The 19602-nt window shown below is 69.6% G+C and carries 20 protein-coding genes; 8 read left to right on the top strand and 12 right to left on the bottom strand.

Going from position 1 to position 19602, the window contains the following annotated elements; all coding sequences use genetic code 11:
• Positions 1–5: 5 nt before the first annotated feature.
• Complete coding sequence (locus tag ACFFIO_RS05780) at positions 6–1076, bottom strand: LLM class flavin-dependent oxidoreductase (RefSeq protein WP_378040636.1); 1071 nt, start codon at positions 1074–1076, stop codon at positions 6–8.
• 95 nt (positions 1077–1171) lie between these two features.
• Between ACFFIO_RS05780 and ACFFIO_RS05775 the strand changes: the two genes are divergently transcribed.
• Positions 1172–1768, top strand: coding sequence for a CGNR zinc finger domain-containing protein (locus tag ACFFIO_RS05775; RefSeq protein WP_378040635.1), 597 nt, complete (start codon positions 1172–1174; stop codon positions 1766–1768).
• 73 nt (positions 1769–1841) lie between these two features.
• On the opposite strand, the gene ACFFIO_RS05770 is transcribed toward ACFFIO_RS05775, so the two are convergent.
• Both ACFFIO_RS05770 and dapD read right to left on the bottom strand, forming a co-directional pair.
• Positions 1842–2696, bottom strand: a complete 855-nt coding sequence (locus ACFFIO_RS05770) for a hypothetical protein (RefSeq protein ID WP_378040634.1) — start codon at positions 2694–2696, stop codon at positions 1842–1844.
• 89 nt (positions 2697–2785) lie between these two features.
• Positions 2786–3841, bottom strand: coding sequence for a 2,3,4,5-tetrahydropyridine-2,6-dicarboxylate N-succinyltransferase (dapD, locus tag ACFFIO_RS05765; protein WP_378040633.1), 1056 nt, complete (start codon positions 3839–3841; stop codon positions 2786–2788).
• A gap of 38 nt (positions 3842–3879) precedes the next feature.
• On the opposite strand from dapD, the gene dapE reads away from it, so the two are divergent.
• A complete protein-coding gene (gene dapE, locus ACFFIO_RS05760) occupies positions 3880–5160 on the top strand; it encodes a succinyl-diaminopimelate desuccinylase (protein ID WP_378040632.1) in 1281 nt (426 codons plus the stop codon).
• A 58-nt stretch (positions 5161–5218) separates the two neighbouring features.
• On the opposite strand, the gene ACFFIO_RS05755 is transcribed toward dapE, so the two are convergent.
• From ACFFIO_RS05755 to ACFFIO_RS05740, 4 genes are all read right to left on the bottom strand, one after another.
• Positions 5219–6109 (bottom strand): amino acid ABC transporter permease, encoded by an 891-nt coding sequence (locus ACFFIO_RS05755; protein ID WP_378040631.1) that lies wholly within the window; start codon positions 6107–6109, stop codon positions 5219–5221.
• A complete protein-coding gene (locus tag ACFFIO_RS05750; protein WP_378040630.1) occupies positions 6106–6780 on the bottom strand; it encodes an amino acid ABC transporter permease in 675 nt (224 codons plus the stop codon). Before ACFFIO_RS05750 ends, ACFFIO_RS05755 begins: the two co-directional genes overlap by 4 nt.
• Before the next feature lie 122 nt (positions 6781–6902).
• A complete protein-coding gene (locus ACFFIO_RS05745) occupies positions 6903–7778 on the bottom strand; it encodes a glutamate ABC transporter substrate-binding protein (RefSeq protein ID WP_378040629.1) in 876 nt (291 codons plus the stop codon).
• A gap of 70 nt (positions 7779–7848) precedes the next feature.
• Positions 7849–8643, bottom strand: a complete 795-nt coding sequence (locus ACFFIO_RS05740; protein ID WP_378040628.1) for an amino acid ABC transporter ATP-binding protein — start codon at positions 8641–8643, stop codon at positions 7849–7851.
• A 146-nt stretch (positions 8644–8789) separates the two neighbouring features.
• Here ACFFIO_RS05740 and ACFFIO_RS05735 point away from each other — a divergent pair, with 146 nt between their 5' ends.
• From ACFFIO_RS05735 to ACFFIO_RS05725, 3 genes are all read left to right on the top strand, one after another.
• On the top strand, positions 8790–9638 hold the full coding sequence (locus ACFFIO_RS05735) for an LOG family protein (protein WP_378040627.1): 849 nt from the start codon (positions 8790–8792) through the stop codon (positions 9636–9638).
• The gene (locus ACFFIO_RS05730) at positions 9635–9961 is read left to right on the top strand and encodes a DivIVA domain-containing protein (RefSeq protein ID WP_378040626.1); all 327 of its coding nucleotides are present in this window, start codon (positions 9635–9637) and stop codon (positions 9959–9961) included. Before ACFFIO_RS05735 ends, ACFFIO_RS05730 begins: the two co-directional genes overlap by 4 nt.
• Positions 9962–10105: 144 nt before the next feature.
• Positions 10106–10276, top strand: coding sequence for a DUF3117 domain-containing protein (locus ACFFIO_RS05725; RefSeq protein WP_159551692.1), 171 nt, complete (start codon positions 10106–10108; stop codon positions 10274–10276).
• Positions 10277–10405: 129 nt separating this feature from the next.
• Here the strand turns inward: ACFFIO_RS05725 and ACFFIO_RS05720 are convergent, their stop codons facing one another.
• Positions 10406–11056: an O-methyltransferase gene (locus tag ACFFIO_RS05720; protein ID WP_378040625.1), complete on the bottom strand. Its 651-nt coding sequence runs from the start codon at positions 11054–11056 to the stop codon at positions 10406–10408.
• Positions 11057–11280: 224 nt separating this feature from the next.
• On the opposite strand from ACFFIO_RS05720, the gene ACFFIO_RS05715 reads away from it, so the two are divergent.
• Together ACFFIO_RS05715 and ACFFIO_RS05710 are read left to right on the top strand one after the other, a co-directional pair.
• Positions 11281–12573 carry a zf-HC2 domain-containing protein gene (locus ACFFIO_RS05715; RefSeq protein ID WP_378040624.1) on the top strand — a complete coding sequence of 431 codons (1293 nt, stop codon included), beginning with the start codon at positions 11281–11283 and terminating at the stop codon, positions 12571–12573.
• Positions 12574–12672: 99 nt separating this feature from the next.
• Positions 12673–13338: a twin-arginine translocase TatA/TatE family subunit gene (locus tag ACFFIO_RS05710; protein WP_378040623.1), complete on the top strand. Its 666-nt coding sequence runs from the start codon at positions 12673–12675 to the stop codon at positions 13336–13338.
• 76 nt (positions 13339–13414) lie between these two features.
• Here the strand turns inward: ACFFIO_RS05710 and ACFFIO_RS05705 are convergent, their stop codons facing one another.
• From ACFFIO_RS05705 to ACFFIO_RS05695, 3 genes are read right to left on the bottom strand one after another with little or no spacing between them, the layout of a single operon-like run.
• Positions 13415–14620: an Mrp/NBP35 family ATP-binding protein gene (locus tag ACFFIO_RS05705; protein WP_378040622.1), complete on the bottom strand. Its 1206-nt coding sequence runs from the start codon at positions 14618–14620 to the stop codon at positions 13415–13417.
• Positions 14617–15405, bottom strand: a complete 789-nt coding sequence (locus tag ACFFIO_RS05700) for a DUF1003 domain-containing protein (protein WP_378040621.1) — start codon at positions 15403–15405, stop codon at positions 14617–14619. Before ACFFIO_RS05700 ends, ACFFIO_RS05705 begins: the two co-directional genes overlap by 4 nt.
• Positions 15405–16658 (bottom strand): magnesium transporter MgtE N-terminal domain-containing protein, encoded by a 1254-nt coding sequence (locus ACFFIO_RS05695; RefSeq protein WP_378040620.1) that lies wholly within the window; start codon positions 16656–16658, stop codon positions 15405–15407. Before ACFFIO_RS05695 ends, ACFFIO_RS05700 begins: the two co-directional genes overlap by 1 nt.
• 135 nt (positions 16659–16793) lie before the next feature.
• Between ACFFIO_RS05695 and ACFFIO_RS05690 the strand changes: the two genes are divergently transcribed.
• Positions 16794–17960, top strand: a complete 1167-nt coding sequence (locus ACFFIO_RS05690) for a general stress protein (protein ID WP_378040619.1) — start codon at positions 16794–16796, stop codon at positions 17958–17960.
• Between the two features lie 32 nt (positions 17961–17992).
• Here the strand turns inward: ACFFIO_RS05690 and ACFFIO_RS05685 are convergent, their stop codons facing one another.
• Positions 17993–19573: an aminopeptidase P family protein gene (locus tag ACFFIO_RS05685; RefSeq protein ID WP_378040618.1), complete on the bottom strand. Its 1581-nt coding sequence runs from the start codon at positions 19571–19573 to the stop codon at positions 17993–17995.
• Positions 19574–19602: the final 29 nt, after the last annotated feature.

Here is a 19602-nt window from a genome sequence, read left to right as displayed (position 1 = left end):
AGCTTTCAGGGCTGGGCCGGTACACCGTAGTGCTCGGCGAGGAGCCTGACGGTGCGTTCATCGGCTCCGCGGGAGTGGGTGCCGAGCACGGTCATCACCTCATCGACAGCAGTCTGTTCCTGGAGCTCCTCGAGGCGGTGGGCCACGGTCTCGGCCGTGCCGGCGTAGGCCCGGTTCGTGTAGAGATCGAGGATCGCCCGCTCGTTGGTGGTGGTCTCGTAGGCCGCGACCTCCTCGGGTGAGAGCAGCGTGTACGGTTCCCGCTTGAACATGCGCAGCATGGCCATCGCCTGGGTGGAGGCCTCTCGTCTGGCCTCGGCGGCATCATCGGAGACGATGGTGCTCACGCTCACCAGTGAGTACGGCCGGTCGAGCACCGATGAGGGGGTGAAGTCCTCGCGGTAGATGCGCATCGCCGTGGTGATGTCGGCGTCACCGAACTGCAGTGCGAAGGCGTAGGGCCGGCCGAGCCGAGCGGCCAACCGGGCGGAGTACGGGGAGGAGCCGAGGACCCACACCTGCGGGTGGGTCTGGGGAGCGGGTGCGTGGTTCTGGGCGTTCTGCCACGGACCGGGCACGGCGTGGACCTCGCTGTAGGGATGACCTGCCGGGAAGTCGTCCGCGAGGAAGCCCAGCAGTTCGTCCACCTGCTGCGGGAACGCATCATTCGCCCCGGCGCCACGGCGCAGGGCCGCCGCCGTCGCCCCGTCGGTGCCCGGTGCCCGTCCCAGACCGAGGTCGACGCGCCCCGGAGCGAGGGCATCCAGCATGCCGAACTGCTCGGCGATCACCAACGGGGCGTGGTTCGGCAGCATCACCCCACCTGCGCCGAGCCGGATGCGCTCGGTGTCCGCGGTGAGTCGGGCGATCATCAGGGGTGGTGAGGCCACGGACAGGCCGGGCATGGCGTGGTGCTCCGACATCCAGAAGCGGTGATAGCCGTGACGGTCAGCAGCCCTCGCTGTGGCGATGGTGTCCGCGAGTGCCTCCTGCGCGGTATGGCCAACGCCTGGACCGCCACCGGTGTGTACGGACAGGGCGAAGGGGGCGGAGCCGAACGTCGGGGCTGATTTCACGGGGAGACCTAACTTATCACGGAATCTTTGGTTCGTTAGCGTGAGACCAGCGTAGCAAATGATCACGGTAAAGGAACACTGCTACCATGAGATACATGAATGAGACGCCTCTTCCACCGAGTCCGGGCGCGCGCGAGCACAGCAGCATCGACCTGGTGAACAGCGAGATCCATCTCCCGGGCGGGAAAGTCCACGAGTCCCTGAGTACTCCCGAGTCGACCACCGCGTGGCTCATCACGCGGGGACTCGTCGGTGAGGGGTCTGTGTTGCAGTCCTACTGCCAAAATCGCCTCGTCGGGCTCCGCGAGGACCTCCGGAACGCCTTCGCCGCACGAGTCTCGGGGGACACCGTCGACTCCCGGGCGCTCGACGGCATCAACGCGGCCCTCGCGGCCGCCCCGAACACCTCATTGCTGCACTTCGCGCCCGGCGAGGGGTTCTTCCGCTCACTGGAGCACCCCGCGACGCGGCTCATCGAGCACGCGATGTCCGTGGTCGCCGAAGACGCCGCGGCCCTGCTCGCCGGCGAGGAGGCCGAACTGCTCGCGCAGTGCGAGGCGGAGCCATGCACCCGGTTCCTGTTGAAGACCCATGGTCGCCGGCAGTGGTGTTCTACCCGCTGCGGAGACCGCGTCCGCGCGGCCCGCTCGTACGCACGCAAGCGGGCCCAGGCGGAGGCGACCGCCTCCTGATCGGAGGGTGGGCTGCCCGGGACCGGCCGAGAGCGTCACGATCACTGCGTTAACTCAGACGCGTCCGGGCCGGTCAACCCGCGAAGGTGAGGGTCACCGCGCCGTCGGTGCCCGTGGCCGGGGCCCAGCCGTGATCCGCCCGGACCCAGCCCTGCCCGCCGAACGAGGCAGAGGTGATGCCGAACTGGTCGGCGTTGGCCACGGCCCACTGCACGAGAGCCCAGCCTCGCGTCCCGGAGGCCGGGATGGTAGCCGTCCGGCCGTCGTCGGACACCCGGGGCTGCGCCGAGGACAACTGGTCCTGCAGTGCAGCGGTCATGGCCGTGGCGTCGCCGGGCTCGGCCGGCGACTTGAGCACACAGTTCAGGGCCGCGGGGGAGTGCCCGGTCAGCGCCGAGGCATAGGCCCGGCCCTCGGGCTCGTGGTCCGCGTAGGCGTCGGGGAACGCCGAGCGCTGGACCTTCTGGGCGGCCACCGTGATGTCGAGGTCCTCGAAGTCCGGCACCAGCTCCTCCAGCTCCTGGTAGAAGCGGTTCGCTGCATAGACCGGATCCATGACCTGTTCCTCGGAGCCCCAGCCTTGGGACGGCCGCTGCTGGAACAGGCCCCGGGAATCCGGGCCCGCCTCGTCCCCGTAGTCGATGTTGCGCAGCTTCGACTCCTGGAAGGCCGTGGCGATGCCGATCGAGGCGGCCCGGGCCGGCAGGCCGCGGTCCAGGGACACCGCGGAGATCAGGGCGGCGTTGGCCGCCTGGTCGGGCGCGAGCCTGAAGGAGTCGGCTCCCACGATCGCCGTGCAGTGCTCCCGGACCAGGATCTCCGAGGAGTCGATGAACCGGGAGGCGGCCCACGCGCCGGCGCTCACCACGGCCAGGCAGATCACGAGGACCACGAGCGCGCGCCAGCGCCGCCGGGAACGCTTGCTCATCGGGGCAGCACCCCTCGTTCGCGGTCCAAGGTGGACGGCCTCAGTGGTCGTGACACGGCTGTACTCGGCATGGTCTGGCTACGGTGGAGTCAGTTGGCGTGCAGGGCGTCGTTGAGCGCCACGGTCTGGCCGGCGCGGGGCAGGGCCTGGACCTGGCCGGTGGAGGAATCGCGGCGGAACAGCAGGTGGGGGACGCCGGAGAGGTCGAGGGCCTTGACGGTGGTCGCGGGAGCGGTTTCTCCACCAGCCTCGCCGCCTGTCTCACCAGTGGATCCGTCACGGTTGCCCATGCGCACGGCCACCCGGGTGCCCGCCGTGATGTAGAGCCCGGCCTCGACCACGGAATCGTCGCCGACGGAGATGCCCACGCCGGAGTTGGCGCCCAGCAGTACCCGCTCGCCGATGGTGATCCGCTGGGATCCCCCGCCGGAGAGGGTGCCCATGATGGAGGCGCCGCCGCCCACGTCGGAGCCGTCGCCGACCACGACGCCGGCCGAGATCCTGCCCTCGACCATGGAGGCACCGAACGTGCCGGCGTTGAAGTTCACGAAGCCCTCGTGCATCACGGTGGTGCCCTCGGCCAGGTGGGCCCCGAGCCGGACCCGGTCGGCATCGCCGATGCGCACGCCGGTGGGCACCACGTAGTCGGTCATACGGGGGAACTTGTCCACGCCGTAGACCTGCACGGGACCGCGGGCGCGCAGCCGGAGCCGCGTGGCCTCGAATCCGGCCGGCAGGCAGGGGCCGAAGTTCGTCCACACCACGTTGGCCAGCACCCCGAACACGCCGTCCAGGTTGATGGTGTTCGGCCGCACCAGCCGGTGGGACAGCAGGTGCAGGCGCAACCAGGCGTCCAGGGTGTCTGCGGGCGCAGCGTCGAGATCGATCTGCACGGTGTGGACCTGCTGGCTGGTGCCCCGGTCGGCGTCGGTGACGGCCACCGCGGCCAGCTCGGCCTCCAGCCCTCCGCCGTCCGTGCCGAGCACCGGGGCGGGATACCAGACATCGAGCACGGTGCCGTCGTCCGCCACGGTGGCCAGCCCGACGCCCGAGGCCGTGCGCACGCCGCCTGGGCGAGCAGCATCGGCGTGGTCGGAATGGTCGGCGGACAGGCTGGAACCCGGCTGGGTGGGGGTTGAGGTCATGGGAAATATCCTACTGGCACGGACTTAGACTGACGGGCATGAACAGCACCAGCCACGCCGGGCCCGCTTCCGGCCATCCGGTCCCCGTCCTGCCGCCCCTCGACTCGGATGTGGCGACGCTGACGGCCGCGCTGCTGGACATCCCCTCGGTCTCCGACCACGAGACCCCCCTGGCCGACGCCGTCGAGGCCGCCCTACGCCAACTGCCGCGGTTGGAGATCCACCGCATCGGGGACAGCGTCGTGGCGCGCACCGACTTCGGGCTGCCGGCCCGCGTCGTGCTCGCCGGGCACCTGGACACGGTGCCCCTGCCCACCACCCCCGGCGCGCGCGGTACGGTGCCCTCCAGCTGGGAGTCGCCGGCCGGCGCTGAGGCCCTGACGCCCGGGTACGAGACGTCCGGCGCCGAACCAGCCAGTCCGTTCAGTCCAGCCAGTCCAGCCAGTCCGGCGGACGCGGACGTGCTCTACGGCCGGGGTGCCACGGACATGAAGTCCGGGGTGGCCGTCCAGCTGGCGCTGGCCGGATGGATCGGGCACGACGCCGGCCCCCTCCCCGCGCACGACGTCACCTGGGTGTTCTACGACCATGAGGAGGTCGGTTCCGAACACTCGGGGCTGGCCCGCGTGGCCCGCGAGGCCCCGGAGCTGGTGCAGGCCGACTTCGCCGTGCTGCTGGAGCCCACCGACGGTGTGGTGGAGGGCGGCTGCAACGGGACCAATCGCTACGTCGTCACGGTGCCCGGGGTGGCGGCCCACTCCGGGCGGGCCTGGAAGGGGGAGAACGCCATCCACGCGGCCGGGCCCCTGCTGGCGGTGCTGGCCGCCTATCGGCCCGCCACCATCACGGTCGAGGGACTCGACTACCGGGAGGGCCTGAACGTGGTCCGGATCCACGGGGGGACCGCCGGCAACGTCATCCCGGACGCCTGCACCGTGGAGGTCAACTACCGGTTCGCCCCGGACAAGGACCTCGAGCAGGCCCATGCGCACGTGTACGCGGTGTTGGCCGAGGCCGGCATCGGACGTGACCGGGTGGAGATCGTCGACGAGTCGCCCTCGGCCCGGCCCGGACTGGACCGGCCGGCCGCCGCCGCCTTCGTCGCAGCGGTGGGGGGAACGCCGATGCCGAAGTATGGCTGGACGGACGTCGCCCGGTTCTCCGAGCTCGGGGTGCCCGCGGTGAACTTCGGCCCCGGGGACGCCCTGCTGGCCCACACGGACGACGAGCATGTCACCGCCGGTGCCATCCGTGACTGCCTGGCCGCCCTGCGCCGGTGGCTGGTGCCGGCCGCCGGCCCGGCATCCGCGTCGTCCTGACCCGCTGCGGATCGGGTTCCGCGCCGACTGTCTGACCTGCTACGGACCTAATGCGGATTTACTTGGCGACCTCGATGGTGGACACCATGGTGGTGGAGGTGGCCGGGGCCGTGTCTCCACCGGTGCGGGAGGACAGGTTGCCGGCCAGCTTCGTTGCCAGCCAGGTCAGGATGAAGTTGATGACGATGAAGATCAGCGCCGCCACCACCAGCGTCTGCAGGATGTTCGAGTACCCGGAGCCCAGCTGGCGGGAATACTGCAGCAGTTCGTAGAAGCCGATCAGGTAGCCCAGGGCGGAGTCCTTGAGGATGACCACGAACTGACTGAGCAGGGACGGCAGCATGGCGGTCAGCGCCTGCGGTACCTCCACGAGCCGCAACGACTGGTTGTTCGTCATGCCGACGGCCGCCGCCGCCTCGCGCTGGCCCTTGGGCAGGGATTTCACACCCGAGCGGACCAACTCGGCGATCACGGCCCCGTTGTACAGCGTCAGGCCCACGATCACGCCGTAGTAGGCGGCGTCCGCTGAGGCGATGAAGCCGGTGGGGGCCACCACGCGGGAGAAGAAGAAGTACAGGAAGAACATCATCACCAGCACCGGGACGGCGCGGAAGAACTCGACGATGACACCGGAGATCCCGCGGATGATGGCGAACGGCGCCAACCGCAGGAAGCCGAAGACCAGCCCGAAGACGAGTGCCGTGACCACGGCGATGCCGGAGGACTGCAGGGTGAACTGCAGGCCCGGCAGGTAATAGTTGGTCCAGGCGTTGGCGTTGAGGGCATTGGTCCACTGGGCGGGGGCCAGCTGACCCTGCCGGTCCAGCTGCATCAGCACGAGGACGACCACGACCAGGACCACGGCGAGGGCGATCGCATTGGAGATCAGGATATTGCGCCGGGCCCTGGGACCCGGGGCGTCGAAGAGGACCGAGGCCTGTGCCTTCATCGGGCCACCGCCAATTTGTCGGAGAGCCAGGTGGTCAGGATGCCCATGGGAATCACGATGATGCAGAATCCGATCGCGATGGTGAGGAAGATGTAGATCATCAGGTCCGGGTTGAACTCGATCATGGTCCTCATCAGCCCGGAGGCCTCAGCCACGGAGGCCGCCGCGGCCACCGTGGTGTTCTTGGTCAGGGCGATGAGCGTGTTGCCCAGCGGCGTGATCGCGCCGCGCAGGGCCTGGGGGAGCACCACCAGGCGGGCGGCCGGGAGGAAGCTGAGCCCGATCGCCCGCGCGGCCTCGGCCTGGCCGAGGGGCACCGTGTTGACGCCCGAACGGATCGCCTCGCACACGAACGCCGCGTGGTACAGGATCAACGAGATCACGGCGTAGGTGAAGAAGTTCAGGTCGAAGTCCGAGGAGAACGTGATCTGCAGCTGGCCCCACACGGCCAGCACGCCGAGCACCATGATGATGGTCAACGGGGTGTTGCGGACCGTATTCACATAGGCCGTGCCGATACTGCGGAGGGAGCCGACGGGAGAGATCCGGAAGACGGCCAGGATGGTGCCGAGGACGAAGGAGCCGATGGCCGCCAGGAATGTCAGCCTGACGTTCATCCAGAAGGCGCCGAGGATGTCATAGTCGGCGAAGAGTTCGAGGAATCCGTTCATGAGCTTCCTGAGTCGGAGGCCGGCAGCTGGGGGTGCGCTGCGGGTGCTGGCCTGAGGGGGACGACGGCGGCGAGCCGGGCGGGTGCCCGGCCCACCGCCGCATCACGGTGCGATGGTGGTGATCAGGCCTCGCAGGATTCCAGCTCCGCCTCGGGGCCGTTGTTCAACTCCTCGTCCGGTGTGTATCCGGTGCCCTCGGTGTTGGCGGTCAGGGCCTCTTCCCAGGCGCCCTCGTCCTTCATCTTGGTGATGGCGTCGTTGATGGCCTGGCAATCCTCGGAACCCTGCGGGATGCCGACGCCGTAGCGCTCCACGGTGAAGGCGTTGCCCACGACCTTGAACTTGCCCGAGTTCTCCGGGGTCGCGGCGAGGCCGGCGAGGATGATGTCGTCGGTGGTGACGGCGTCCACCTGGCCGGACTCGAGGTAGGTCACGCACTCGGCGTAGCCGCCCTGCTCCACCAGTTCCACGCCCTCGGCGTACTCGTCCTGGATGGTCTGCGCGGAGGTGGAGCCGGTCACCGAGCACAGGTTCTTGCCCTCCAGGTCCTCCGGGCCGGTGATCTCGGTGTCGTCGGCGCGGACCAGCAGGTCCTGGCCGGCCACGAAGTACGGTCCGGCGAAGCCCACGCGCTCGGCGCGCTCGTCGGTGATCGAGTAGGTCGCGAAGATCATGTCGACCTCGCCGCCCTCCAAGGCGTTCTCCCGGTTGGCAGAGGGGGTCTGGACCCATTCGATCTGGTCCTCGGTGTAGCCCAGTTCGGTGGCCACGTACTTGGCCACGTCCACGTCGAAGCCGGTCGGGTCGCCGCTGCCCTCGCGGAAGCCGAGGCCCGGCTGGTCGAACTTGATGCCGATGCGGACGGATTCGCCTCCGCCGCCGGCGGTCTCGGAGCCGCCCGGCTCGCCGCCGCCGTCGTCGGCGGAGGGCGAGCAGGCGGACAGGACGAGGGCGGCCGACGCGGCGATGGCGGCGGTGGAAAGGAGCTTCTTGCGCATTGTTCCTCCAGGAGCGGTGCTCGAGTGATGAGCGGTTGGGTGCGGTGTGAGTGCGGTGTAAGGGACGGGGTCAGTGGGTGAGGATCTTCCCGAGGAAGTCCTTGGCCCGGGGGTGCTGCGGATTCATGAAGAAGGATTCCGGATCGGTGTCCTCGAGGATGGCGCCCTGGTCCATGAAGATGACGCGGTCGCCGGCCTTGCGGGCGAAGCCCATCTCGTGGGTGACCACGACCATGGTCATGCCCTCGTGGGCCAACTGGACCATGACGTCCAGGACCTCCTGGACCATCTCGGGGTCCAGGGCGGACGTCGGCTCGTCGAAGAGCATCACCTTGGGCCGCATGGCCAGTGCCCGGGCGATGGCGACGCGCTGCTGCTGGCCGCCGGAGAGCTGGGCGGGCATCTTCTTGGCCTGCTGCGCGACCCCGACGCGTTCCAGCAGCGCCATGGCCTCGTCGTTGGCCTGAGACTTCTTGATGCCCTTGACCTTGATCGGCCCCAGGGTCACGTTCTCCACGATCGATTTGTGGGCGAAGAGGTTGAAGGACTGGAACACCATCCCGACGTCGGCCCGCAGCTGGGCGAGTCCCTTGCCCTCCGCGGGGAGCGGCTTCCCGTCGATGCGGATGGTGCCGCCCGCATCGATGGTCTCGAGGCGGTTGATGGTGCGGCAGAGCGTTGACTTGCCCGAGCCGGAGGGGCCGATGACGATCGCCACCTGCCCCTCGGGGATGGTCAGGTTGATGTCCTTCAGGGCCTGGAACGAACCGAAGTGCTTGTTGACGTTGTCGAGTTCAACGAGGGCTCGCTTCGCGGTGGAGTCGGCTGCGGGGGGATCCGTCGGGGCCGGTGTGCTCTGCGTCATAGGGGAGAGACTATAGGACAAGATCGGGCCAGATCATCAAGAGGTGGTCGTCAGGGTGCATTTAATCCAATCGTTGCCGTTCTGAAACACTTCTTGCGCGATTCGGCCGGGAGTCGTGAGTCCCGGTGCGGCGATAGGCTGGGCTCATGTCACATCACGGCGATGCGGACGCCTCCGGTCCGCGAATCCGGCGCGGCCCTCAAACCCTGCGCGGTGCTGCTGCTGCCGGTCCGACCTTCGACCAATTACTGCTGCGTTCCGACGACCCCCGCTCATCGGAACGGCAGTCCACCACCACGGACGCGTGGCGGGTGCTGCGCATCCAAGGAGAGTTCGTCGAGGGTTTCGGTGCCCTGGCGGACCTCGGGCCGGCCATCTCCGTGTTCGGATCCGCGCGCACCGGACCGGGCGCGGTCGAGTACGAGCAGGCCCGAGAGGTGGGGCGCCGGCTCGCCGAGGCCGGTTTCAGCGTGGTCACCGGAGGCGGGCCCGGGGCCATGGAGGCGGCCAACCGCGGCGCCAAGGAGGCCGGCGGGCTGTCGGTCGGCCTGGGTATCGAGCTGCCCCATGAGCAGGGCATGAACGACTGGGTCGACCTCGGCGTCGACTTCCGCTACTTCTTCGTGCGCAAGGTGATGTTCCTGAAGTACTCCCAGGGATTCGTGGTGGTCCCCGGTGGCCTGGGCACCCTGGACGAGCTGTTCGAGGCCCTCACCCTGGTCCAGACCGGGAAGGTCACCGCCTTTCCGGTGGTGCTGCTCGGGCGGGACTTCTGGGGCCCGTTGGTGGACTGGATCAGGGACAGCCTGGTCGCGCGCGGCATGGTCAATCCCGCCGACGTGAGTCTGCTCCAGCTGGCAGACTCCCCGGAAGAGGCCGTGGACCTGGTGCTCAACACGGTGGCCGGGGGGCGTTGGCCCGACCGGGAGGACTGGGACCCGGACCATCAGCGGCTCACGGCGGACCACGGGTTTGCGTCGGGTGATCCCCAGTGAACGTGTTCATGGTGCTGGTCCTGGTGGCCGCCGTCGTCGTGGTGGGGCTTCTCGCCCTGGCCGTCACGGGCAGGACAGGGTTCGCAGCGCCGCTGTCCGAGCCCGTGCGCGCCCTTCCGCCGGTCCTGCTGCCTCCGGCCCCGGAGGCGGGAGACGTGGACGCGCTGCGCTTTTCGCCGGGCCTGCGCGGATACCGCATGGACCAGGTCGACGAGGTGCTCGAGACACTGTCCGGGGCCCTGGCCGAGCGGGATGCGGAGATCGCGAGGCTGCGTCGACTGGCGGGGAGAATACCCGGCAAAAGTGCAGATGACGTCGTGTGATTAGCGGCACCGCGCCGAATCCGGAATAATAGGGGTGTCAAGCGCTCCGCGGGCCGCCAGGGGATGCCTTTAGCCCTGACGACCGCACGTATATTCTTGCGGCCTCGCTGTGACGAGGGGGACCGCATCGAGAAGGGAACACAGATGGCAGCCATGAAGCCTCGTACCGGGGATGGTCCCATGGAAGTGACCAAGGAGGGCCGGAGCCTGATCATGCGCGTGCCGATCGACGGCGGCGGCCGCCTGGTGCTTGAACTCAACAAGGATGAGGCGAACGCGCTCAAGGAGTGCCTCGTCGGCGTCACCGACGCCTGACCTCCCTGACCGGCGTTGCACGTCCGGTACCAGGAAGCCCCCGGATCCACGGCTCGAAGGCGGTGGAACCGGGGGCTTTCTCCTGCCCGGACGGTGAGGGTCTATGCGTTCAGCGGGAAGCGCGGGCGTTCAGCGGCGCACGGCCAACAGCACGCCGGACCCGGTGGGGACCAGCGAGGAATGCCAGGTCTCCTCGTCCCGCAGCAGCTTGCCGGCCTCCCTGGCGGCCACGGTGGACGCCTCCCGGACGGCGGGCTTGGGGACCCGGTCCTCGTCGAGGGCGTCGTTGACGATCAGCAGGCCCCCGGGACGCAGCAGCCGGGCTGACTGCTCCACGTGGAAGACCAGCGAGGCCTTGTCCGCATCGAGGAACACCAGGTCGTAGGCCTTGCTGTTGAGCCGTGGGACCACGGTGCGGGCCCGGCCCGTGATCATGCGGGTGCGGTTGGCGGGGAACCCGCCCTCGGCGAACCCCTCGCGCGCCGCGCGCAGGGCCTCGGCATCGGGGTCGATGGTGGTCAGCATGGCGTCCCGGGTGAGACCGCGCATCAGGGCGATGCCGGAGACGCCGGCACCGGTGCCGATCTCCACCAGGGTCGAGGGGGAGCGGGTGGCGGCCAAGACGGTCAGCAGGGCGGCGGTGCCCTCGGTGACGGGCACGATCCCCAAGTCGGAGGACCGTTCCCGGGCCCGCAGGAGCACGTCGTCCTCGGCCGGACGGGACTCCGCGAATGCCCAGCTGGCATGCTTGTCCGTCTGGTGGGGGCTCAGGGCCTTCATGGGGCGTGCTCGATTCTCTCGTGCGGCGGGGGAGTCGGGGGTGCCGACCGGCAATCCAGTCTACGGCGATTCAAGCGACACACTCCCATGCTCAGGCTCCTCTCAGCAAAAGGGGCCAGACTGGATGGGTACGGAAAGGAGTCGACTGCAGTGACCATTCCCACCTGCACCACCCCCTTCGTGCCGCTCCCCGCACACACCTCCGGAGGGAAGGGCCCGCGCTGATGGCGGTCTTCCATCCCCGGGCACGATTCGACTCCTATGTGGAGGATGTCCTCTCCCCGGCCGCCCGTGAGCGGATCTCCCTCCATCTCGAGCAGTGTGACGCATGCCGTCACGAGGTGGAGCAGCGCGAACGCATCCTGCAGGCCGCCTCATCCTTGTCCTCCCTTCCCGCTGCCTCCTCGACGTACTCGTCGAACGCGTCCTCGACGTCGTCTCAGTCTGATCCGGCCTCTCCGGCCTCCCAGTGGGCGGTGCCGCCTTCGCCCTACGCCTGGCCGTCTCACGCCGGGGAACCCATCACCGGGTCACGTCCCGCCGTGCCGCCGGTGCTGGAAGAACGCCAGGGCGTGGCCGGCTGGAAGGTGGTCATGGGACTGGGGGCCATCGGCCTGGCTGCCGTGGCGGTGTTGTCCACCGCCTGGATCGCGGGTGATCCGGAGGCCGTCGCCGGCTCGGAGACCGGGGAGAACCTCCTTCTGCCGTCCGCCTCCGTGAACTCCTCCACCGCTGATCCCGACGCCGGCGTGTCACCTGCGCCGTCCGGGTCGCCGAACGCTGGGAGCGCCGGCGCCGCGGACTCCGAGACCGGTGACCCCGGCGCGGGCACCACCGACGACCCCAGCGATCCCGCGGTGCTCTCGCCAGCCGGCATCGGCGGTCCGGCGCTGGCCCCCTCCCTCCCGTCGCCGTCGGCATCCGCCAATCCAGCTGAGGGCAAAGTCTCCGCCGGAGTCGCCCTGGCCGAGACCATGGCGTTGACCCCGGAGATGGTCAACGATCTGCGGCGACTGGGGTGGAACGTCCCCTCCTTGAACGGACTGGGACTGCACCACGAATCCACGGGTTGGACCGTGGAGGAGGAGACCGCCGAGGTGGTGATGTCACTCCAGGGTGAAGAGGCCTCCCTGGTGCTGCACGAGTGCCGATCGCTGGGCGAGGACGCCGGGATCCCCGGTTGTCCACTGGCGAACGGGGACGCCCGCGCCGCAGCCCGGGCCGACTCCGTGGCCGCGTCCGGGGAGACCCGCAGACTGCCCGTCGGCGTGGAGATGTCCGTCCTCGACCTGGGTGACGGCACGTGGACGGCCACGGCGCAGACCGCCAACGCCTCCTACACGGTGGATTCAGACCTGCCGGTGGACCGGGCAGAGCGGGTGATGACCCTCGTGGTCATCTCGGAACAGTCCCGTGTCCAGTCGGGAGAAGGGCCCGAACGGCCTGCGGACCGCCTGGCCCGGGGTTTCGAACGACTCCTGCCCTGGATGGACGAGTACGAGGATGGCACCCGATGACCGCTGCCGAGTTCGGCACGGGCAGATGACGGACGAGCACAGGACGGGCGGCCTGACCACCTCCGGCGACGCCCTGCCGCTCGGGTAGGCTGAGGCCTTGTGACCTTCGGTATCAACGGCGCTGAGCTGATCATCCTGGCCCTGCTGGCCGTGCTCATCCTCGGACCGGAGAAGCTCCCCGAGTACGCGCGGAAACTCACCGAATGGATACGGAACCTGCGGCGAATGGCCGAGGGCGCCAAGACCCAGTTCAGGGAAGAGACGGGCACCGACTTCGACGAGATCGACTGGAAGAAGTACGACCCCCGCCAGTACGACCCCCGCCGCATCATCAAGGATGCCCTCGCCGACCCCGTGGACGGGGAGGCCTCGGGTTCAGGCGCGGCCGGCGCCTCCGGCCCGTCCGGTGGATCCCACACGGTGGCACGGAGCGGACGGAGCGGTCTCCGGGGTGAACTCGACTCCGTGCGCTCCCAGCGCGATGAGCTGCGCGAGGACCTCAAGGACATGGATCCCCGAGCACTGTTCTTCGGCAAGACCTCCAGCCGATCGACGACCCACTCCGCAGGAAGCGCGGGTGGCGGTGGCAACGGCAGTGGCAGTGGCAGTGTCGACGCAAGTGCAAGTGCAAGTGCAAGTGCAAGTGCAAGTGCAGGTGCAGGTGCAGATGCCGATGCAGATGCAGATGCAGGTCAGCCGGCCGGCGCCGCCATTGCGCCGGCTGCCCCGCGCGATCCGGCACCCTTCGACGTGGACGCCACCTAGGCCGACCACCCTTCGACGTCGACGCCAGATAGCCGGGACGCGCGGGAGACCCGACCGGGACGCGCAGGAGACTCGATCAGTCCCGCGGTGTGACCGGCAGCTTCAGGCCGGAGAGACCGCGCGGTCGCACGGCCAGGGAAGCCGCGATGCGCCGCAGCTCCGTGCCCGCCGCGGAGTCCGGATGTTCCAGGACCACCGGGGTGCCGCCGTCGCCGTCCTCGCGCAACAGGGGGTCCAGCGGGACCGAGCCCAACAGCGGCACCGCCTGACCGAGGGACCCGGTGAGCCGGTCCGCGACGGTCTGGCCACCGCCGGAGCCGAAGAGGTCCAGGACGGTGCCGTCCGGCAGGGTCATGGCCGCCATGTTCTCGATGACACCGGCGACCTGCTGGCCTGTCTGTTCAGCGAGCTCACCCGCCCGGGCTGCGACCTGTGCCGCCGCCTGTTGCGGCGTGGTGACGATGAGCAGTTCGGAGGTCGGCAGCAGCTGGGCGGCAGAGATCGCGATGTCCCCGGTGCCCGGCGGCAGGTCGACCAAGAGGACGTCGAGGTCTCCCCAGTAGACGTCCGTGACGAACTGCTCGAGGGCCCGGTGCAGCATGGGCCCACGCCAGGCGACCGGCCGGTCAGCGTCGAGGAACATGCCGATGGAGATGACCTTCACGCCCTGGGCCACCGGAGGCAGGATCATCTCGTCCACCCGGGTCGGCTTGGCCGTGGTGCCGAGCAGGCCCGGAATGGAGAAGCCATGGATGTCAGCGTCCACCAGTCCCACGGAGAGACCCCGCTCCGCCAGGGCGGTGGCGAGGTTGGCCGTGACGGTGGACTTGCCGACGCCCCCCTTGCCGGAGGCGACCGCATAGACCCGGGCCAGCGAGCCCTTCTCGAATTGGTTCTTCGGGCGGCCGGCGGTCAGCAGCTCCTTGAGCGAGGCACGCTGCTCGGCGGTCATGACGGCCATGACGACCTCGGCGCCCGTGCATCCGTCCAGTCCCTCCAGTGCCCGTTCCACGTCCTGCGTGATGGTGTCCCGGAGGGGGCAGCCGGCGATGGTCAGGCGGATGCCGATGGTCAGATGGCCGGTGCCGGTGCCGGTTGATGACTCGGCTGGTTCGGTTGACTCGGTGATCGACGCGACCATGCCCAGTTCGGTGACGGGGCGCCGGATCTCCGGGTCCAGGACCGAGCCGAGCCGGGCCCACGCGGCCCGTTCCAGAGCGGTGGACAGTTCGGGGGTGTCGAAGGTGCCAGCTGCGTCGGATGCGCCGGGGGTGTCGGTCATGCGGAGGGGGTGTCCTTGGGCTCGTCCTGCGAGTCATCGCGGTCAGCCGAGGAGGCAGGCTGGTCTGCCTCCTCGGCGGCCATGATGGCCAACGTGGTGGTCTGGGGGCCGTCCTCGTCGCCCTCGATGCGTTCGCGGGCTTCGCGGCTGGGCCGGTTCTTCTTCTTCTTGTGCTTCCGGGGGCTGGACCCGGACGGCTTCGGCGCCGGGCCGGCGTCGGGATTCTGGTCCATCTCGGCCAGGATCTCGGCACGCATCTTCTCGCGCACCTCGTCCTTGAGCTCCTCGGTGATCTCGGCGACGGCATCGCGCATCTCCGAGCGCACGAAGTCACGGGTGGCCACGTCCTGCAGCGCGATGCGCAGACCGGCCAGCTCGCGGGTCAGGTATTCGGTGTCCGCGAGGTTGCGTTCGGCGCGGTTGCGGTCCTCACGCAGGGACACCTTGTCCCGGTCGTCCTGGCGATTCTGCGCCAGCAGCAGCAGGGGAGCGGCGTAGGAGGCCTGCAGGGACAGCACCAGGGTCAGGGCGGTGAAGCCGATGGCGGCGGAGTCGAAGCGCCACATCTCCGGGGCGAAGGTGTTCCAGCCGAGCCAGACGGCGCAGAAGATGGTCATCCACAGCAGGAACTGGGGTGTCCCCATGAACCGGGCGAAGCCCTCCGTGGCCTCGCCGAACGCGTCCGGATTGGGGTTCAGCCGGGGCCAGCGGCGTCCTCGCGCGCCCAGCGGTGTGTCGAGGCCGGTACGGCGCGGGCCGGTGGTCTCCGGGTTCTTGTCCGCCATCAGGACACCTCCTCAGGATCGTCCATGCTGCGCCAGTCGTCGGGCAGCAGGTGGTCCAGCACGTCGTCCACGGTGACGGCGCCTACCACCCGGTGATGCTCGTTGACCACGGGGATGCAGGTCAGGTTGTAGGTGGCCAGTTCACGGGTCACGACCGGCAGGGGCATGAGGTCGGAGACCGGCTCGAGGTTCTTGTCCAGGATGTTCCCCAGCGGCTCCGGCGGGGGATACCGCAGCAGGCGCTGGAAGTGCACGACGCCGAGGTAGCGGCCCGTGGGGGTCTCCAGGGGCGGCCGGGCCACGATCACCAGCGAGGCCATGGCCGGGGTGAACTCCTGCTGGCGGATGTTCGCCAGGGCCTCGGCCACCGTGGCCTCGGGCGGCATGATGACGGGGACCGGAGTCATGACGGACCCGGCGGTGTTCTCCTCGTACTCCATCAGGCGGCGGACATCGTCGGCGTCCTCGGGCTCCATGAGCTCCAGGAGCAGTTCCTGCTGGGAGTCCGAGAGTTCGTGGAGGAGGTCGGCGGCGTCGTCCGGGTCCATCTCCTCGAGCACGTCGGCGGCGCGCTCGATGTCCAGGTTGGAGATGATCTCCACCTGATCGTCGTCCGGGAGCTCCTGGAGCACGTCCGCCAGCCGCCCGTCCTGCAGCTCGGTGGCCACCTCAACACGGCGCTTCGTGGTCATCTCGTGCAGGACATCGGCGAGGTCCGCGGCCTTGAGGTCCTCGTGGGCGGCCACGAAGCTGGACGCACCCTGTGGTTCCTCGCGGGCGGCCCAGCGGGCCTCGCCCCACCCCACCAGCAGATGCTCGCCCCGGACGCGGCCGAAGGCGCTGCGGCCGGCATGCCGCCGGACATACAGGTCGCTGACCAGCCAGTCACCGTTGCGCTGCTGCTCCAGGCCCAGGTCCTCGAGCACGGCCTGCCCGGTGCCATCGGCGAGGGTGACACGGCGGTCGAAGAGATCGGCCGCCACCATCAGCTCGGCCCCGCGCCGCTCGAAACGGCGCAGGTTGATCAGACCGGTGGTGATGATCTGCCCGGCGCCCATGGAGGTGACCCGTGTCATCGGCACGAACACCCGCTTCTTGCCCGGAACCTCGATGACGATCCCGACGGCGACCGGCGGCTGACCCGGTCCGCGCTCCATGACGACGGCATCACGCATGCGGCCCAGACGGTCACCCAGGGGGTCGAACACGTCCAGGCCCAGCAGGCGGGCGACGAAGATCTTCGGGGCATTCACCCATTCAGCCTAGTCGGCCGGAACGGGGTGTGGTCCCTGCCCTCCGGCCACGGTTGCTCACGTCTCCTTACGCCGGTGGCGGAGAACCCGGGTGCCGTGATGACCCGCACCGGAACCAGCGGCACAATGGAGCCCATGTCCATGCTCTTCGGTCCCACGTCCTCCGACCCCTCGGTCAGCGGCTTGCCCCGCGGTGAGGTGCTGGGGTCCTTCCCCACCTACGCCGAGGCCCGGAAGGTCGTGGACCGGCTGGCCGAGCAGGAGTTCGACGTCCGCACGGTGTCGGTCGTCGGCACCGACCTGCGCACCGTCGAACGGATCCGCAACCGCCTGACCTACCCGTCCGTGGCCCTGCGCTCGGCCATCCAGGGTGCCTTCTTCGGTGCGATGCTCGGCATCCTGATGACGCTGATCGACCCCTCTGGATCCGGACTCCAGATCCTGTACACGGTGGGCCTCGGCGTGGCCATCTGGGTCCTCTTCGGCGTGATCGGGCACGCGATGCGCAAGGGCCGTGGCGTGAACTCGGTCCAACAGCTGGTCCCCTCCAACTTCGACGTGGTCTGCGAGTTCGAGACGGCGCAGCAGGCCAAGCAACTGCTGGGCCGCCCAGCCCAGGCCCCGACGACCGCAGAGCCGACCCCCGCCCCGTCGGCCAACCAGTCCGCCGTCCCACAGCCTCCGGTCAGCCAGACTCCCGCTCAGGAGCCCACGGTCAACCCGGGCCCGACGCCGGCCGCCCACTCCGCGGACACCGCACCGGCGCCGTCGGCACCGGAGACCGAGGCGCCCTCCCGCAACGGCACCTTCCCGGACCTGCCGGATGGCCGCCCCCAGTACGGGGTGCGGCTGCCGGAGGACGAGGCGAAGGTCGTCCAGGAACGCATCCTCAGCGAGAACGCCGCCAAGAACGCTCCGGGCGGCCCGGCCGCGGCGTCCTTCGAGGCACCGTCCTACGGCCAGCAGGGCCAGCAGGGCCAGCAGAATCAGCAGAAGTCGGGCCGCAACGGCCGTGCCGGTGGCTCCGGCCGCCGTTCCGACCCCAGCCGTCCCGTCGACGGGGAGGCCGTACCGACAGCGGGCGGTGACCGGCCGGCGTCGGGCACCGGGTCCGCGGAACAGGACCAGGACAGCACCGCGGCACCGGGCGAGACCGGTTCGGGGGAACCCGGCACGAGCGAGCCGGGCACCTTCGAACGGCCGGCCTATGGACGCCGGGCGGCCGTGGACCAGCCCGAGACCGATCAGCCCGGGGCCGATCAGCCGGACACCGCTCAGGACGAGCCCGAGCGGCGCGGCTGACGTATCAGACGGGCCCGTCAGCCGACCGTCCGTCAGCCGAGGAGCCGGGCCATCCATGCCTCGACGTCGTCGGGCGTGCGCGGCAGGGCGGCGGAGAGGTTCTCGGCGCCCTCGTCCGTGACGTAGATGTCGTCCTCGATGCGCACGCCGATGCCGCGGTACTCCTCCGGCACCGCCAGGTCCTCGTTCTTGAAGTACAGGCCGGGCTCGATCGTGAAGACCATGCCCGGGACGATCTCAGCGTCCAGGTAGAGCTCGCGCTTGGCCTGCGCGCAGTCGTGCACGTCCAGGCCCAGGTGGTGGCTGGTGCCGTGCGGCATCCACCGGCGGTGCTGCTGGCCCTCGGGTGAGAGGGCCTCGTCCACGGAGACCGGCAACAGGCCCCACTCGTGCAGTCGCTCGGCCAGCACCTGCATGGCGGTGGTGTGGACGTCCCGGAACCTCAGGCCGGGCTTCACCGCGGCGAAGGCGGCGTCGGCTGCATCGAGGACGGCCTGGTAGATGGTGCGCTGGATCGGCGAGAACGTGCCGTCGACCGGCAGGGTGCGGGTGATGTCGGCCGTGTAGAGGGAGTCCGCCTCCACGCCGGCGTCCACGAGGATCAGGTCCCCGGGACGCACCTCACCGTTGTTGCGGATCCAGTGCAGCACGGTGGCGTTGTTGCCGGAGGCCGCGATGGTGTCATAGCCCAGGTCGTTGCCCTCGAGGCGCGCACGGGAGAAGAACGCGCCCTCCACGATCCGCTCGCCGCGTTCATGGCCGCGGGCAGCGGGCAGAACCCGGACGATGTCCTCGAAGCCGGCGATGGTGGCCGCCACGGAGCCGCGCAGCTCCTCGATCTCCCAGCCGTCCTTGACCAGGCGCAGCTCGGAGAGGAACTCGGTGAGCTGGGCATCCAGGCCGTCCGAGAACTCCAGGTCCACCCCGGTGTTGATGCGGGAGGTGTCCACCAGTGCCTCGACGTCCAGGTCGGAGCCGCGCAGCAGGCGGATGCGGACCCCTCCGATCTCCACGGCACCGGCGTTCTTGGTGACGGCGACCTCCAGTTCGGACAGGTCGGCGGTGCGGATCCCGGTGCGGGCCTGCAACCCGCCGAGGGTGGGACGGGTGCCGATCCAGAACTCACCGGTGCGGGCGTTGGAGTAGAACTCCTCGGAGTCGCGGCCGGCCATGGGGCGGAAGTACAGGGTGGCCTCGTGGTGTCCGCCGTGGTCACCGGCGCCGTGATCCACCGGCTCCAGGACGAGGGTGGCCTCCGGCTCATGGTCCACGCCCAGGCCGGTCAGGTGGACGAAGGCGGAGTGGGCGCGGAAACGGTAGTCGGTGTCATTGGAGCGGACCTTGAGCGCGCCGGCCGGGATGACGAGCCGCTCGCCCTCGAACTGCTCGGACAGGGCCTTGCGGCGCCGGGCGGCGAACGGGGCCGAGGCATCCGGCAGGACCGGCGTGGTCACGGCGGGGGCCCAGTTCGAGCCCATGAACCGCTTGAACGCATCCGAAGTCGGCTTCTGGGACCGGTTGTTCACGCGGTCTTCTACGGGCTGGTCGGCTGCGGTGCCGGCCTGGTCGGCGGGCGTGGTCTGGTCGGTGGGCCGGGGTGTTTCGTCGTTCATGGTTTCCATCATTCCACTCATCGCCGCAT

It is taken from the genome of Citricoccus parietis (assembly GCF_042433045.1).
In the GTDB taxonomy this organism is placed as follows: Bacteria; Actinomycetota; Actinomycetes; order Actinomycetales; family Micrococcaceae; genus Citricoccus; species Citricoccus parietis.
The sequence above is the reverse complement of the archived record's forward strand: the minus strand, read 5'-3'. Positions and strand labels throughout refer to the sequence as shown.

Bases quoted from the DNA above. Each gene is read 5' to 3' on its own strand.
- dapD (WP_378040633.1), bottom strand. From the start codon at position 3,841: ATGACCTCAACCCCCACCCAGCCGGGTTCCAGCCTGTCCGCCGACCAT.
- dapE (WP_378040632.1), top strand. From the start codon at position 3,880: ATGAACAGCACCAGCCACGCCGGGCCCGCTTCCGGCCATCCGGTCCCC.
- ACFFIO_RS05770 (WP_378040634.1), bottom strand. From the start codon at position 2,696: ATGAGCAAGCGTTCCCGGCGGCGCTGGCGCGCGCTCGTGGTCCTCGTG.
- ACFFIO_RS05740 (WP_378040628.1), bottom strand. From the start codon at position 8,643: ATGACGCAGAGCACACCGGCCCCGACGGATCCCCCCGCAGCCGACTCC.
- ACFFIO_RS05715 (WP_378040624.1), top strand. From the start codon at position 11,281: ATGGCGGTCTTCCATCCCCGGGCACGATTCGACTCCTATGTGGAGGAT.
- ACFFIO_RS05700 (WP_378040621.1), bottom strand. From the start codon at position 15,405: ATGGCGGACAAGAACCCGGAGACCACCGGCCCGCGCCGTACCGGCCTC.
- ACFFIO_RS05750 (WP_378040630.1), bottom strand. From the start codon at position 6,780: ATGAACGGATTCCTCGAACTCTTCGCCGACTATGACATCCTCGGCGCC.
- ACFFIO_RS05755 (WP_378040631.1), bottom strand. From the start codon at position 6,109: ATGAAGGCACAGGCCTCGGTCCTCTTCGACGCCCCGGGTCCCAGGGCC.
- ACFFIO_RS05735 (WP_378040627.1), top strand. From the start codon at position 8,790: ATGTCACATCACGGCGATGCGGACGCCTCCGGTCCGCGAATCCGGCGC.
- ACFFIO_RS05685 (WP_378040618.1), bottom strand. From the start codon at position 19,573: ATGAACGACGAAACACCCCGGCCCACCGACCAGACCACGCCCGCCGAC.
- ACFFIO_RS05775 (WP_378040635.1), top strand. From the start codon at position 1,172: ATGAATGAGACGCCTCTTCCACCGAGTCCGGGCGCGCGCGAGCACAGC.
- ACFFIO_RS05705 (WP_378040622.1), bottom strand. From the start codon at position 14,620: ATGACCGACACCCCCGGCGCATCCGACGCAGCTGGCACCTTCGACACC.
- ACFFIO_RS05745 (WP_378040629.1), bottom strand. From the start codon at position 7,778: ATGCGCAAGAAGCTCCTTTCCACCGCCGCCATCGCCGCGTCGGCCGCC.
- ACFFIO_RS05690 (WP_378040619.1), top strand. From the start codon at position 16,794: ATGTCCATGCTCTTCGGTCCCACGTCCTCCGACCCCTCGGTCAGCGGC.
- ACFFIO_RS05725 (WP_159551692.1), top strand. From the start codon at position 10,106: ATGGCAGCCATGAAGCCTCGTACCGGGGATGGTCCCATGGAAGTGACC.
- ACFFIO_RS05720 (WP_378040625.1), bottom strand. From the start codon at position 11,056: ATGAAGGCCCTGAGCCCCCACCAGACGGACAAGCATGCCAGCTGGGCA.